10 protein-coding genes and 1 rRNA gene are annotated in these 15,022 nt (G+C 69.1%); 9 read left to right on the forward strand and 2 right to left on the reverse strand.

Features of this window, described 5'->3' with window-relative positions; genetic code table 11:
- Positions 1–33: 33 nt before the first annotated feature.
- The 5 genes from prfA to NPA30_RS17160 all read left to right on the forward strand — a co-directional run bounded on the left by prfA (position 34) and on the right by NPA30_RS17160 (position 7,330).
- A complete protein-coding gene (prfA, locus tag NPA30_RS17140) occupies positions 34–1,113 on the forward strand; it encodes a peptide chain release factor 1 (RefSeq protein WP_256803995.1) in 1,080 nt (359 codons plus the stop codon).
- Between the two features lie 3 nt (positions 1,114–1,116).
- Positions 1,117–1,998: a peptide chain release factor N(5)-glutamine methyltransferase gene (prmC, locus tag NPA30_RS17145; RefSeq protein WP_256803996.1), complete on the forward strand. Its 882-nt coding sequence runs from the start codon at positions 1,117–1,119 to the stop codon at positions 1,996–1,998.
- A gap of 353 nt (positions 1,999–2,351) precedes the next feature.
- Complete coding sequence (locus NPA30_RS17150; protein WP_256803997.1) at positions 2,352–3,368, forward strand: DUF4167 domain-containing protein; 1,017 nt, start codon at positions 2,352–2,354, stop codon at positions 3,366–3,368.
- A gap of 225 nt (positions 3,369–3,593) precedes the next feature.
- On the forward strand, positions 3,594–6,215 hold the full coding sequence (gene clpB / locus NPA30_RS17155) for an ATP-dependent chaperone ClpB (protein WP_256803998.1): 2,622 nt from the start codon (positions 3,594–3,596) through the stop codon (positions 6,213–6,215).
- Between the two features lie 140 nt (positions 6,216–6,355).
- Positions 6,356–7,330 (forward strand): aldo/keto reductase, encoded by a 975-nt coding sequence (locus NPA30_RS17160; RefSeq protein WP_256803999.1) that lies wholly within the window; start codon positions 6,356–6,358, stop codon positions 7,328–7,330.
- 66 nt (positions 7,331–7,396) lie between these two features.
- On the opposite strand, the gene NPA30_RS17165 is transcribed toward NPA30_RS17160, so the two are convergent.
- Positions 7,397–7,759, reverse strand: a complete 363-nt coding sequence (locus tag NPA30_RS17165; RefSeq protein WP_256804000.1) for a PRC-barrel domain-containing protein — start codon at positions 7,757–7,759, stop codon at positions 7,397–7,399.
- A 383-nt stretch (positions 7,760–8,142) separates the two neighbouring features.
- Between NPA30_RS17165 and NPA30_RS17170 the strand changes: the two genes are divergently transcribed.
- The 3 genes from NPA30_RS17170 to NPA30_RS17180 all read left to right on the forward strand — a co-directional run bounded on the left by NPA30_RS17170 (position 8,143) and on the right by NPA30_RS17180 (position 12,033).
- Entirely contained in the window at positions 8,143–9,561 is a 1,419-nt protein-coding gene (locus tag NPA30_RS17170; RefSeq protein WP_256804001.1) for a L,D-transpeptidase family protein, read from the forward strand.
- Positions 9,562–9,682: 121 nt separating this feature from the next.
- Positions 9,683–11,026, forward strand: coding sequence for a L,D-transpeptidase family protein (locus NPA30_RS17175; protein WP_256804002.1), 1,344 nt, complete (start codon positions 9,683–9,685; stop codon positions 11,024–11,026).
- A 209-nt stretch (positions 11,027–11,235) separates the two neighbouring features.
- A complete protein-coding gene (locus NPA30_RS17180; protein WP_256804003.1) occupies positions 11,236–12,033 on the forward strand; it encodes an extensin-like domain-containing protein in 798 nt (265 codons plus the stop codon).
- Between the two features lie 112 nt (positions 12,034–12,145).
- Here the strand turns inward: NPA30_RS17180 and NPA30_RS17185 are convergent, their stop codons facing one another.
- Positions 12,146–14,089, reverse strand: coding sequence for a M23 family metallopeptidase (locus NPA30_RS17185; protein ID WP_256804004.1), 1,944 nt, complete (start codon positions 14,087–14,089; stop codon positions 12,146–12,148).
- A gap of 810 nt (positions 14,090–14,899) precedes the next feature.
- Here NPA30_RS17185 and NPA30_RS17190 point away from each other — a divergent pair.
- A 16S ribosomal RNA gene (locus tag NPA30_RS17190) occupies positions 14,900–15,022 on the forward strand; the annotation flags it as partial.

Raw genomic sequence — 15,022 nt, forward strand, 5'->3', positions numbered from 1 at the left:
GGCGGCGCCCCCGAGACTGCAGCCGGAAGAGCCATGGCAGTTCTGCCTCTCGCCACCATGGACGACATCGTCAAGCGCTTCGCCTATCTCGAGAACGAGATGGCGAGGGGCGGCGATCGCGACAGCTTCGCCAAGCTCGCCAGCGAGTATTCCGAGCTCGAGGACGTGGTGCGTGCGATCCACGCCTATCGCGACGGCGAGCGCGAGGTTCGCGAGCTGAAGGCGCTCGCCGCCGACCCGAAGTCCGAGAAGGAGATGCGCGAACTCGCCCATGCCGAGCTCGCCGAGGCGGAGGGTCGGCTCGAGGCGCTGGGCGGCGAGATCCAGCTTCTGCTTCTGCCCAAGGATGCCGCCGACGAGAAGGACGCGATCCTGGAGATCCGCGCCGGCACCGGCGGCTCGGAAGCAGCGCTCTTTGCCGGCGATCTCTTTCGCATGTATTCGCGCTACGCCGAGCTGCGGGGCTGGAAGGTCGAGGTCCTCTCGGCGAGCGAGGGCGACGCCGGCGGCTACAAGGAGGTGATCGCGAACGTGCGCGGCAAGGGCGTGTTCTCGCGGCTGAAGTTCGAGAGCGGCGTGCACCGGGTGCAGCGCGTGCCGGAGACCGAGGCCGGCGGGCGCATCCACACCTCGGCCGCAACGGTGGCGGTGCTGCCCGAGGCCGAGGAAATCGACATCGAGATCCGCTCCGAGGACATCCGCATCGACACCATGCGCTCCTCCGGTGCCGGTGGCCAGCACGTCAACACCACCGACTCCGCAGTCCGGATCACGCATTTGCCGACCGGCATCGTCGTGACCTCGTCGGAAAAGTCGCAGCACCAGAACCGCGCCCGCGCCATGCAGGTGCTGCGTGCGCGGCTCCTCGACGCCGAGCGCTCGCGCGCCGACAGCGAGCGGTCCGAGGCGCGGCGGGTGCAGGTCGGGTCCGGCGACCGCTCGGAGCGCATCCGGACCTACAACTTCCCGCAGGGGCGCGTGACCGATCACCGCATCAACCTGACGCTCTACAAGCTCGACCGGGTGATCGAGGGTGAGCTCGACGAGCTGGTCGACGCCCTCGTGTCCGACCATCAGGCCGCGCAGCTGGCGGCGGTCGGCTCGGACGCCTGAAGCGTGACGGCGTCCGAGCCCGTGACGCTGGCGGCCCTGCTGGCCGCCGCACGGCGGCGGCTGGAGGCGGCGGGCTCGCCCACGGCCGACCTCGACGCGCGGCTGCTTCTCGCCGCGGCGCTGGGGCTCCAACGCAGCGACTTCATCCTGAAGGCGCAGGACGGCGTATCGACCGCGCACGCCGCCCGCGCCGACGCCCTGGTGGCGCGGCGGGCCGGCGGCGAGCCGGTGCACAGGATCCTCGGCCGGCGCGCCTTCTACGACCACGATTTCCAGCTGTCGCCGGAGACGCTGGAGCCGCGGCCGGACACCGAGGCGCTGGTCGAGCTGGCGCGCCGCCCCATGGCGGAGACCCTCGCCGCCACCGGCCGCTGCCGCTTCGTCGATCTCGGCACAGGCACCGGCGCCATCGCGGTGTCGCTGCTGGCGCTGTTCCCCGAGGCCGAGGCGGTGGCGGTCGATCTCGCCATCGGGGCCGTCGTCACGGCACGGCAGAATGCGGAGGCGGCAGGCGTTGCCGCGCGCTTCCATGCCGTCGTCGGCGATTACGCGTCGATGATCGGCGCGCGCCTTGATCTGGTGGTGTCGAACCCCCCATATATCGAGACAGAGGCGATCGAGCGCCTCGCGCCGGAGGTTCGGGCTCACGACCCTCGGCTCGCGCTGGATGGCGGCGCGGACGGCCTCGATGCCTACCGTGCCATCGCTGCCGATGCGCCGAGGGTCTTGAACCCGGCGGGCAGCGTCCTCCTGGAGATCGGTGCGGGACAGGCCGCGGACGTCGAGGCGATCTTTCATCGACGGGGATTTGCGATCATAGACCGCGCCTTCGACCTTGCAGGGCATGTGCGCGCCCTCTGGTTGCGGTCGGGCAAGCTTGCTTGAGGCGTGCGGTGCCTCGGCTTTTCACGACCTTCAGCCGAGAAAGGACTTGTTCCAGAGCGCGTATCTCACTAGGGTCTGGCCACGTTGCGGAAGAATCGAGAGGGACGTCCCTCTGACCGCGGAGCGCTGCAGGCGAGCGCGGCATGGGATGCGCGGGTCGGCTCGAAGAGCCGCCCATCACCGGCGATGAGACGTTGCCGGAACAATCGACCGAAAACCAGCCATGCGGCGGCGCGACCAGCGCGGCCGAATCCATGCGAAGCGTCCGCGCTCCGCTTTGAGGTGTCCGACCGGCCGCGCGCCGGGATTTCGAAGACAGGATGACTATGAGGCCAGGACAGCAGAAGCAGCGCATGCGGGGTCGTGGGCGCAAAGGGCCGAATCCGCTGACGCGGAGCTACGAGTCGAACGGGCCGGACGTGAAGATCCGGGGCACCGCCCAGCACATCGCCGACAAGTACGCGCAGCTGGCGCGGGACGCGTCGGCTTCGGGCGACCGGGTGATGGCGGAGAACTATCTCCAGCATGCCGAGCACTACAATCGCGTGATCGCCGCTGCCCAGGGCCAGTTCCCGCAGCAGCAGCGCGACGAGCGTGACATGGACGGCGACGAGGACGACGAGATGCAGGCCGGCGACGGCCAGCCCTTCTACGGCGACCAGCAGCGTCAGCCGAACGGGCGCGACAACCGCGACGGCTATCGCGACGGGCGGGACGACCGCGAGAACCGGAACGGTCGCGAGTATCGCGACAACCGGGACGGCCGCGACAACCGGGATAACCGGGACGGCCGCGACCGCTATGCGAACGGCTCGGGCCCGCAACCATCGAATGGTGACGGCCGTGACGGGGGCGAAGGCCGCGAAGGCGGCCGGCGCGAGCGCTTCGATCGGGGCGACCGGCAGGACCGGCCGCGCTATGACGACCGCCAGCCGCGCGAGATGCGGCAGGACCGCCCGCGCAGCGACGATCGCGGCGAGACCGATGGCGAGCAGCCGGAGACGGGCGCCGTGGAGAGCCGCGGCGAGGGCGAAGGCCGTCGGAGCCGTCGGCGCCGCGAGCGTCCGGACCGGTTCGAACCGGCGGAGACCTCGGAGGCTCAGGCCGTCGACGCCGCAAGTGCCGAGCAACCCGAGGTGACGGCCCCGGTGCGCGACGAAGAGCGCGAGGCGCCCGCGCCGCGCCGGCGCGTCGCCAAGCCTGCCGAGCCTGCCGAGCCTGCCGAGGCGGCGCCCGAGACGTCCGCCGACGGCGAGGCGCAGCCCAAGCGCCGCGGCCGGCCGCGCAAGAAGAAGCCGGAAGACGAGGCTGCCGCGGGCGAGGGCGGGGAGGAGCACCTGCCAGCCTTCCTGATGGCCTCCAACGGCTGATCCCCGACCGACGACAAGCATCAGGGCCTCGGCGCGAGCCGGGGCCCTTTTCGTTTGTCGGTCCTCAAGCGTGGACGAGAAATGCGTGGGGCGCGTGTCGCCGCCTCTTCATCCCGCGGCCGACGATATCCATATCGACGTCTGAGCGGCTCGCCGGACGGGAGCCGATCTCCAACCCCGCGGTTCACGCCTCGTGCGAGGGTGGCCGCAGCCAGGAGGTAGACAATGGATATCGAGAAGTACACCGAGCGGGTTCGCGGCTTCATCCAGGCGGCCCAGACCGGGGCGCTGTCGCGCGGCCACCAGCAGTTCACGCCCGAGCATCTCCTGAAGGTTCTGGTCGACGACCCGGAGGGTCTGGCGGCCGGCTTGATCGAGCGGGCCGGCGGCCGCGCGCAGGACGTGCGCACCGCCGTCGACGCCGCTCTCGGTGCGCTGCCCAAGGTGTCGGGCGGCGAAGGCCAGCTCTATCTGACGCAGCCACTGGCGAAAGTGTTCGCCACCGCCGAGGATCTCTCCAGGAAGGCCGGCGACAGCTTCGTCTCCGTCGAGCGGCTGCTGCTCGCGCTCGCCATCGAGAAGTCGGCGAAGACGGCCGACATCCTCGCCAAGGCCGGCGTGACCGCGAACGGCCTGAACCAGGCGATCAACGACATCCGCAAGGGCCGTACGGCCGACAGCGCCTCTGCCGAGCAGGCCTATGACGCGCTGAAGAAGTATGCCCGCGACCTGACCAAGGACGCGCGCGAAGGCAAGCTCGACCCGGTGATCGGCCGCGACGACGAGATCCGCCGCACGATCCAGGTGCTGTCGCGCCGGACCAAGAACAACCCGGTGCTGATCGGCGAGCCCGGCGTCGGCAAGACCGCCATCGCGGAAGGGCTGGCGCTGCGCATCGTCAACGGCGACGTGCCGGAATCCCTGCGCGACAAGCAGCTGATGGCGCTCGACATGGGCGCGCTGATCGCCGGCGCGAAGTATCGCGGCGAGTTCGAGGAGCGTCTGAAGGCGGTGCTCGCCGAGGTGACAGCGGCGGCCGGCGGCATCATCCTCTTCATCGACGAGATGCACACCCTGGTCGGCGCGGGCCGTGCGGACGGCGCGATGGACGCCTCCAACCTCCTGAAGCCGGCCTTGGCGCGCGGCGAGCTTCACTGCGTCGGTGCGACGACCCTCGAGGAGTATCGCAAGCATGTCGAGAAGGACGCCGCGCTCGCCCGGCGCTTCCAGCCCGTCTTCGTCGACGAGCCGACGGTGGAGGACACGATCTCCATCCTGCGCGGCCTCAAGGAGAAGTACGAGCAGCACCATCAGGTGCGGATCTCGGACTCCGCCCTCGTTGCCGCGGCGCAGCTGTCGAACCGCTACATCACCGATCGCTTCCTGCCGGACAAGGCGATCGACCTCGTCGACGAGGGCGCCTCGCGCCTGCGCATGCAGGTGGACTCCAAGCCTGAGGCGCTGGACGAGATCGACCGGCGCGTGATGCAGCTGAAGATCGAGCGCGAGGCGCTGAAGCGGGAGAACGACGACGCCTCGCGCGACCGGCTGGAGCGGCTCGAGGCCGATCTCGCCGACCTCGAGGAGGAGTCCGACCTGCTGACCGCCGCCTGGCAGGCCGAGAAGTCCAAGCTCGGCCTTGCCGCCGACCTGAAGCGCCGGCTCGACGAGGCCCGTAACGATCTCGCCATCGCGCAGCGCAAGGGCGAGTTCCAGAAGGCGGGCGAGCTCGCCTATGGCGTCATCCCGCAGCTCGAGCGCGAGCTGAAGGAGGCCGAGGCGAACGACGGCGCGAAATCCTCGGCGATGGTCGAGGAGACTGTTACGGCCGACCACGTCGCGCAGGTGGTCTCACGCTGGACCGGGATCCCCGTCGACCGGATGCTCGAAGGCGAGCGTGACAAGCTGCTCCGGATGGAGGACTCGCTCGCCAGGCGCGTCGTCGGCCAGGGCGAAGCGGTGCAGGCGGTGTCGAAGGCGGTCAGGCGCGCCCGCGCCGGCCTGCAGGATCCGAACCGGCCGATCGGCTCGTTCATCTTCCTCGGGCCGACGGGCGTCGGCAAGACCGAGCTGACCAAGGCGCTTGCGAGCTTCCTCTTCGACGACGAGGCGGCGATGGTGCGGCTCGACATGTCGGAATACATGGAGAAGCACTCCGTCGCGCGGCTGATCGGGGCGCCTCCGGGCTATGTCGGCTACGAGGAGGGCGGCGCGCTGACCGAAGCGGTCCGTCGCCGGCCCTACCAGGTGATCCTGTTCGACGAGATCGAGAAGGCGCATCCGGACGTCTTCAACGTCCTCCTGCAGGTGCTCGACGACGGGCGGCTGACGGACGGGCAGGGGCGCACGGTCGATTTCCGCAACACGCTGATCATCATGACCTCGAACCTCGGCTCGGAGTTCCTGACGGCGCTTCGGGACGACGAGGACGCCGAGGTCGCGCGGTCCCAGGTGATGGACGTGGTGCGGGCCTCGTTCCGGCCGGAGTTCCTCAACCGCGTCGACGAGGTGATCCTGTTCCACCGGCTGCACCGCTCCGAGATGGGCGCGATCGTCGACATCCAGATGCAGCGGCTCGAAAAGCTGCTCGCCGATCGCAAGATCCATCTGGAGCTGGACGGCTCCGGCCGGGAATGGCTGGCCGAAAAGGGCTACGACCCCGCCTATGGCGCGCGGCCCCTGAAGCGCGTCATTCAGCGCGAGGTGCAGGACCCGCTCGCCGAGAAGATCCTGATGGGCGAGGTCAGGGACGAATCGACGGTGAAGATCTCCGGCGGCAGCGACCGGCTGATCTTCTACGTCGTCGGCTCCAAGGCCGGCGCCGAGGGGGATCGCGTCGCGGCTTAACCCCGTCGATCCATGGTGGGCGAGGGGCGGGCTGTCGGCTCGCCCTTTTCGTTTTGGCCTTGTGCGACATGTGCCGGGACAGACAGCGCATGCCGGCATGGGGTGCGCGCTCGATAGCGACCATCGATCAGGAGACAGCCATGGCATCCGGCCAGCATTTTCGTCCGCCCGGCCCGCTCGGCTTCGGCGGCGCACCGCTCGGCAACATGTTCCAGGCGATCAGTGACGATCAGGCGCATGCAACACTGGAGGCGGCGTGGGATGCGGGCTACCGCTACTTCGACACCGCGCCGCACTACGGCAGCGGGCTGTCGGAGCACCGCTTCGGCGAGATGCTGCGTACCAAGCCGCGGGACGACTTCGTGCTCTCGACCAAGGTCGGACGGCTGCTCGAACCGGTGAGGACGCCGCCGGAGAGCATCTTCAAGAACCCGCTGCCCTTCGAGGGCTGTTACGACTATTCTGGGGACGGCGTGCTGCGTTCGATCGAGGACAGCTACCAGCGGCTTGGCCTCTCGCAGATCGACATCGTCTATATCCACGACATCGCGGCCGACCACCATGGCGATGCCTGGACGGATCAGTTCGCGATCGCGATGGAGGGTGCGAAGGCGTTGACCCGGCTGCGGGAGGAGGGCGTGATCAAGGCCTGGGGCCTCGGCGTCAACTTGGTCGAGCCCTGCCTCAGGGCCTTGGAGCAGGCGGATCCGGACGTTTTCCTCCTGGCCGGTCGCTACTCGCTGCTCGATCTCGGCGGGCTCGACGACCTGTTCCCGGCGTGTCTCGACCGGGGCGTCTCCGTGGTCGTCGGCGGGCCGTTCAATTCCGGCCTCCTCGCCGGCGGCACCACCTTCGACTACGCCGAGGCGCCGGACGAAAAGGTCGAGGCTCGCCGACGGCTGCAGGCGATCGCCGTGGAGCACGGGGTCGATTTGCGCGCCGCCGCGCTGCAGTTCTGCGCCGCCCACCCCGCCGTCAGCGCGGTGATCCCCGGCACCAAGAGCGCAGAACGGGCCCGAGACAACATGGAACTGGTCCGCACGCCCGTGCCGGAGGCCTTCTGGCAGGCGCTGAGAGCGCAAGGGGTGCTGCCTGAGCATGCGCCGACGCCGTGACTTGACGCAAGAAAGGCGGCCGGAACGCCGGCCGCCGCTTCATTCGCTTCGACTGCTCGACGTCGTTCAGACGTAGGTGCCGGGCACGCCGTAGTAGTCGTCGACGCTGCGGCCGTAGGCCGGATCACCCCACGGAGTGGTCGAGCGGGCGTAGCGCGGTGCCCCTTCCAGCGACTCCCGGGTGATGCCGACGACGTATCCGCCCTGACGCTCGTCATACTTCAGGACCTCCCAGGGCAGCGGGTGGTAGTCCTCGCCGATGCCGAGAAAGCCGCCGAAGGACATGATCGCATAGCGGACGCGGCCGTCGCGCTTGCCGATCACGACGTCGTCGATCTGGCCGAGATGCTCGCCCTCGGTGTTATAGACGGCCGTGCCGTTGACCCGGCTGGCCTCGATGCTGTCGGATGTCACTGTAACGTCGGACATGACGTGCCTCCGTTTCGTTGGTTCTATAGCGGAACGTGGAGTCCGAGGGCCCGTTCCACAGTGAGCGGCCTGCTCGTCCTGCACGAAGCATCCGATATACTCACTGAACCGTGGCGGGCCGACCCTGTCGACCGCGCTGCCCTTCTTCAAGGCGGACGGCATCCGCCGCTTGCAGCGTGCTACAGGATGCGTCGTCGCTTGAAGCGCTTGCTTGCCTGGCTACATAGGGGATCCGTCGCGGCGGATTGCTCGTGCTGCCGCTCCGTTCGTCATCTTCATGTCCGGTTCAGTCGTCACTTCCTAAGATCCGGACCAGCCGACATTCGATCCGCGATTCGGGCTCGCCGCCAGTCGCAGGGTCGCGCCTCGCGTGGAGACATCGCATGAAGCCCAGAGAGATCCTGTTCTTCGCCGCCGTCGCGGCAGCCGTTTGGGCCGTCACTCCGGTTCGGGCGGCCGAGACGGGCTCGCGCGCATCGGCGGGCGATGTGCGCCTGGCGCAGCTCTTCGGCGACGACGACGACTACGACAACTATTCGCCGCGCAGCTACCGCACCTTCGTCGACGATCTCGGTCGGCGCATCACGGTGGACGGCCGCGGGCGGGTCATTGCGGTGGAACCTGCCACGCGGCGCGAGCGACGTCAGCGCTTCGACGAGCGGGCCATCGTTCGCGGAACGCCGCCGCCCGGCGCGGTCCTCGAGGGGCGGGTGCAGAACGTTCCGGCGAATGACCGCTACCTGCCGATCGGCCCGGACGGCCGGCCGATGTCGGCCGATCCCTATCGCAGCGGATCGCCGACGGGCCAGAGCGAGCGCGAGGCGGCACTGCCGCAGGACGACTGGAATCTGCCGCCGCCGGGCGAGTCGATCGTGGAGCCGCGCGCCGGATCGCAACCGGAGCGCAATGCCGCCGAACCCAATCCGGCGCCGACTGTGGAAGGCCCCAAGGGCAAGGGGGCCAAGGCGCAGGTGGCGGCGTTGCAGGTGATCCTGGATCGCGAGGGCATGTCGCCGGGCGTCATCGACGGGCGCATGGGCGGGAACGTCAACAAGGCGATGGCGGCCTTCCAGGAGAAGTTCGGCCGCACCATCGATCCGCGGGATCCGAAGGCGCTCGCCGAGGAACTCGATCAGACCGGCGGTCCGGCCGTCAGCTCCTACACCCTCACCGCCGAGGATGTCGCCGGACCGTATCTCGCGTCGATTCCGGAAGACTACGGGCAGAAGGCCAAGCTCCCGGCCATGTCCTACACTCGGCCGAGCGAGATGCTGGCCGAGCGCTTCCACATGGACGAGGACTATCTGAAGGAGATCAATCCCGGCGCCGACTTCAACCGGCCGGGCACGATCATCAAGGTGATGAACGTCGGCGCGAACGTCACCGAACCGGTGACCCGGATCATCGCCGACAAAGGCCGCGAACAGGTCCGCGCCTATGATGCGGCCGGGACGCTCGTCGCCGCCTATCCCTCGACCATCGGCTCGTCGGACACGCCATCGCCGTCCGGCACCGTCGAGGTGAGCCGCGTCGCCCTGAACCCCAACTACACCTACAATCCGAAGATCAACTTCAAGCAGGGCTCCAACGACGGCGTCCTGACGATTCCGCCCGGCCCGAATGGACCGGTCGGATCGGTCTGGATCGCGCTGTCGAAGCCGACCTACGGCATTCACGGCACGCCGGAACCCTCCAAGATCGGCAAGACCAACAGCCATGGCTGCGTGCGGCTCACCAATTTCGATGCGCAGGAACTCGCCAAGCTGGTGAAGCCGGGGGTGACGGTCGAGTTCATCGACTGACCCGTCCTGCCACGGCGACAGGGGATGCGACGGACGCTGCGGCATCGGTGGAGCGCGCCGCTGCGGAGCCTTTCACCGGTCTGACGCATTGAGGCGGCGTCTGATGGGAGATTGCTCGCCGATGCGTCTGTTCGCCGTGTTGCCGGTCCTGACCGGAGTGTTCCTCGCTTCTACGGCGCTCGCTGCGCCTCCGGCGCTCGATGCCGACGCCATCAACGGCGCCACGCTCGTCGATTGGCAGGCCCGCAAGAAGGCGGCTGCCGAGACGCAGGCGCAGGAGGCGGCCCAGCCGGCCGGCAGCAGCGCGGAAGCGACGGCTTCGGCTCCCGACGCGGTCGAGCCGGAGGCGGACAGCCCGCCGCCGCCGGTGCCGCCCGAGCCCGTCCCGGCGGAAGCGGCGCCCGAAGCCTTCCCCGCCAATCCGTCGGTCGGGACCGCACCCGGCGAGACGCCGGCCCAGCTGACCGAGGTGCCTCAGGTGCCTGACGAGAGCACCGATCTGCCCGACGAGGCCGCGCTGCAGAACCCGTCGGCCGAGCCGGCGGGCGACACGGGCGCGTCCGGGGAGGGGCAGCCGGCCGGTGCCGGCGACGTGCAGGCCGAGAAGCCGGCGGACCAGCCGGACCCGTTTCTGATCCGGCTGCAGGTGCTGCTCGATCGGCAGAACGCCTCGCCGGGCTCCATCGACGGGCTGATGGGCAACAACACGCAGAAGGCGATCCGCGCCTTTCAGGCGATGCACGACCTGCCGGCCGACGGAAAGGTCGGCGAAGAGACCTGGGACGTCCTGTCGGTCGATGCCGAGCCGGCCGTGACGACCTACACGATCACGCAGAAGGATGTGGACGGCCGCTACGTCGAGCACCTGCCGTCCGATTACGCCGAACTCGCCAAGCTCGATTGGCTCGGCTACCGCGGCCCCTCCGAGATGCTCGCCGAGCGGTTTCACATGGATGAGCAGTTGCTCGAGCGCCTGAATGCGGGGGCCGACTTCAAGAAGGCGGGGACGCAGATCCTCGTCGCGGCGCCGGGCGGCGCGCCTGCCGTCAAGATCAAGCGCATCGAAGTCGACAAGTCGGCCGGCGAGCTTTCCGGCTACACCGCCGACGGGCATCTGGCGCTGGTCTATCCCGCCACGATCGGCTCGCCCGAAAATCCCTCGCCCTCCGGCACGGTGACCGTCGAGGCGATCGCGCCAGATCCGGATTACGCCTACGACCCCGGCAAGAACTTCAAGCAGGGCAAGAACGACAAGCCGCTGCGCCTGCCTCCGGGGCCGAACGGCCCGGTCGGAGCGATGTGGATCGACCTGTCGAAGCCGACCTATGGGATCCACGGGACCCCGGAGCCGGATCTGATCGACAAGTCCGGAAGCCACGGCTGTGTGCGCCTCACCAACTGGGACGCCCAGATCCTCGCCGGCCTGGTCGAGCCGAAGAAGACGGTGGTGGAGTTCAAGGAATGACCATCGCCGGGGCGCTGCGTGGCACACTGGTCTGCGGCGCGGTCTGCGCCGCGGGCTGCGCCGGGGCGCTCGCGCAGCCGGTCCCGACGCAGCGTCCGGAGCCAGCGCATGCCGCTCCGTTGGAGAGAGAGGCGCCGCCGTCGAGAGCCTCCGGGCAGCCGAAGAAGCCGGGACCCCGATCCGAAGCCGCGGGATCGGGGAGCGGCGCGTTGGAAGCCGGCGGGGCGACGCCGGCCAGCCAGCCGGAGCACGATCCGGTAGCGCCCGCCGACGTGCCGGTGCCGGTGCCCGCACCCGCGCCTGATACCCGCGCGAAGGCCTCGCCGCAGCCGGATCCGGTTCAGCCGGCGACCGCTCCGCCCGCAGGATCGAAGGACGCCTCTACCGTCAAGCCGACCCCTCAGGATCTGCGCGCGGCGGTGCCAGAGATCGATCCGGAGACGGCGACGCTCGCAGCGGCGGCGGTCGAGGCCGCCAAGGCGTGCGAGGCGGAGCTCACGTCCCGCGGGGTCCGCTTCACCGTGGGCGAGAGCGTCAGCGAGGGCCGGTGCGGCGTCCTGCGTCCGATCACGGTCGAGACCCTGTCGAGCGGCGTGACCGTCGGCTCGAAGACCCAGATCCTCTGCCAGACGGCGCTGGCGCTCGACCACTGGGTGACAGAGGCGGTGATCCCCGCGGCGCGGGAGGGCTTCAACGGGGCTGGCGTGAAGACGGTCGACGTCGGCTCCTCCTATGTCTGCCGCGCTCGCTCGTCCGAGACCAAGATCTCGGAGCACGCTCGGGGCAGCGCGCTCGACATCGGCGATTTCACGCTGTCCGACGGCCACCGCGTCTCCGTTCAGTTCCAGGCCGAAGGCTCGCCGGAGCAGACCTTTCAGCGGCGGGTCCGCGATGCCGCCTGCGGACCGTTCAAGACCGTGCTCGGGCCCGGAACCGACTCCGACCACACCACCCATCTCCATCTCGACATGGCGGCGCGCCGCAACGGCGCGACCTACTGCAAGTAGGGTCGGCACGAGGTCTCAGGTGGCATACAGCCTGTGCATCGGCTGTGGACGAGCTGTGGACAAGCGACCGTCGCAGGCGGGCTTCGCACCCTGCGCTCCGGCTCCCTGCCCCCTACTGCCGATCGGCGACGCGGGCCGGCACGTCCTGCTGCTCGAGCAGCTTGTCGATGCGATCGCGCTCGCGCTTAAAGGCCTCCAGGACGTCGCCCTGCAGGGTGCGTCCGGACGGCAGACGGATGCGCATCGGATCGACATGCGTGCCGTTGACGTGCACCTCGTAGTGCAGGTGGTTGCCGGTCGAGAGGCCCGTCGAGCCGACATACCCGATGATCTGGCCCTGGCGGACATGCGCCCCCGGCTTGATCCCCTTGGCGATGCCGCTCTGGTGCGAGTAGGAGGTCTCGTAGCCGTTGGCGTGCTGGATCACGGTCTGGCGGCCGTAGCCGCTGGTCCAGCCGGCCTGCTCCACGACGCCGGAACCGGCGGCGAGGATGGGCGTGCCGGAGGGCGCGGCCCAGTCGACCCCCCAGTGCGGCCGCACGTAGCCGAGGACCGGGTGCTTGCGGCCCGTCGAGAAGGGCGAGCTCAGCCTCGCGTTCGGGACGGGATTGCGGATCAGGAACTGGCGGGCGCTGCGACCGTCGGTGTCGTAGTAGTCCACGTGATCGTCGTCGGGGGTGCGGAAGCGGTAGAAGCGCTTCGGCTGATCGGCGAACCTCGCCTCGACATACAGAATTTCGGAGCTGTCGCTCGCCGCGTCCTCGCCTTCGTCCAGCGAGTACAGCACGGTGAGCCGGTCGTTCGGGTTGAGGCGCGCCTGGTAGTCGACGTCCGAGGCGAGGATGCGCAGCAGCTGCTGGCAGAGACGGTCGTTCAGCCCGTAGGCGAGCGCGGCCTGATAGATCGCGTCGTAGACCGTCGGCATTTCGGTGCGCTGCGGCCCCTCGGTCGCGTCTTCGTCGAAGGCTTCGGCGACCGCCTGGCTCGGCGGGGGCGCCGCGGCGGGCTCGAAGCTGCCGGCCTCGCTCTCGGCGACCGTCAGGAGATGCGTCTCGCCGCGGTAGACCGAGATGCGCACGATGTGTTCGCCGTCGCTGCGCGTCTCGATCCCGACCCGCAGCACGTTGCCCGCGCTCAGCACCTTCGTCGACAGAAGGTCGGACAGCCGGGCCGCCGCGCGCGCCGCCGACAGGTCGTCGTGTCCGCTCTCGGCCAGTGCCTCGGCGATCTCCTCGGTCTCGCGGAAGGGAATGATCAGCTCGAAATAGCGGGCGCTGTCCTCGGCGCCGACCGGATCGGGGATCGCGACCGAAACGTTCTCCTCGACCACGCGGAAGGCCGAGCCCGGTTCGTAGTCGGCGGCGTCGCCGCCGAAGCTGAAGCGATAGGTGTCGAGCGGGCGCAGGGCCGCGAGGCGGACCGGCTTCTCCTCGGGAAGGCTGGAGGACACCGAGCGCACCAGGCTCTCGGCGTCCGCGGCGCTGAGATCGGTGCCCGCGTCGAAGGCGGGAGCGGAGAAGTCGAAGGGCTCGACCTTGAGGCTGACGTCCGTCTCCACCTTCGCACCGTAGATCTGGCCGGTTTCGGGTGCGTCGCCCGCTTCCTCGTCGTCCGGCTCGGCGAAGATCTTCAGGGCGTCGAAGGCCGGGTAGTCGGCCGCGCTCGGGTGGCGGGACGCGAGCGACATGTTGACGAGGGCGAGCGGCACGGTGCGGATCAGCTCTCGGTCGCCGTCCCGGATCATGGTCGAGACCTCGAGGGTGCGGCGGCTGCGGGTCACCGGCACCGCGGCGGCAAAGACCCGCTCGCCCTTTTCCAGGCTCTCGGTGGCGAGCGCGGCGCCGGGCGCGGTCGCCGCCGGGCGCGCCATCACCTGGCGACCGTCGAGCGCGGCCGACAGGGCGATCCCCATCAGCGCGGTCGAGGTGAGGCCGGTGAGGAGCGTGCCGGCGAGCCAGCGCGCGGACACCTGGCGACGGTCGGGGCGGCGGCGCTGATCGGCGATCAGCGGCGGCTCGTTCCCGAGGTCAGGTCTCGCGGTGGGCTCGTCGGTCATCGTCATCCTTGCGCGCTGCGACCGCCATCGAAGATCAAGGTGGCGAAATCGCGACCGGCCGCCGGCCGAAGGGTCGGAGCCGAGGCCGCCCTGCCGCGACTTAAGGAGGCGCTATGCCTGCCTGTCAATGGATCGCGGCTGCGTCGCCAGCCGACGCACAGGCTTCGCCGGAGCGAGCCGCCCCCACCGCGTCACGGTGCCCGGCGACGAGGCCGATCCGCCGCGCCGATCGACTCCGTGCCCGGCGTGCGGCGGGTGAACGCCAGTTTTTGAAGTTTTTGCGAAACGGGCGTTGACAGGCTCGAGCCCCGTCCCCTATATCACGCTCCACCAACGACGGGGCGCCCAACGGCACGGCCGGATGGCCTTGTGGGGTTCGCTCGTCGTCTGGTTTTCGATAAGGGTTCGCCATTGCGGTGGCTTTGTCGAGGGCTCGCAGCAGAGATGCCATGAGCCTGACGAGGACGGTTTTGACTGGTTCTCGGGTTTTTTGACAAGTTGGTTATGAGAGAAGAAAGAGAAGCGTGGGCGGCGGATTGGCCTCCTTCTGCGGGCCTTTCGGGCTCTGGTTTGCGGGTGTCGGAGACGGCGGCGCGGCTGTGGGTTTGGAGGGGACGCGGGAGACTTAAGAGGCACGATCCTTGTCGTGACACGTTTCGGCATGAGAACGCCGCTGCCGGTGTTGTCCGTCGTCCTTCGGGGCGATGGGGAATGGCTGGTGGCGGTTTGGTCGTTTCGGCTGTGAGGTCGGATCGGCAAGTTCTCGTCTATTGCTTTGAGACAGTGTGACGGCTGGGGTTCAACTCTTTCAAACCTGAGAGTTTGATCCTGGCTCAGAACGAACGCTGGCGGCAGGCTTAACACATGCAAGTCGAGCGCCCCGCAAGGGGAGCGGCAGACGGGTGAGTAACGCGTGGGAATCTACCCTATTCT

This window comes from Mangrovibrevibacter kandeliae (assembly GCF_024519155.1).
Lineage (GTDB): Bacteria > Pseudomonadota > Alphaproteobacteria > Rhizobiales > Rhizobiaceae > Mangrovibrevibacter > Mangrovibrevibacter kandeliae.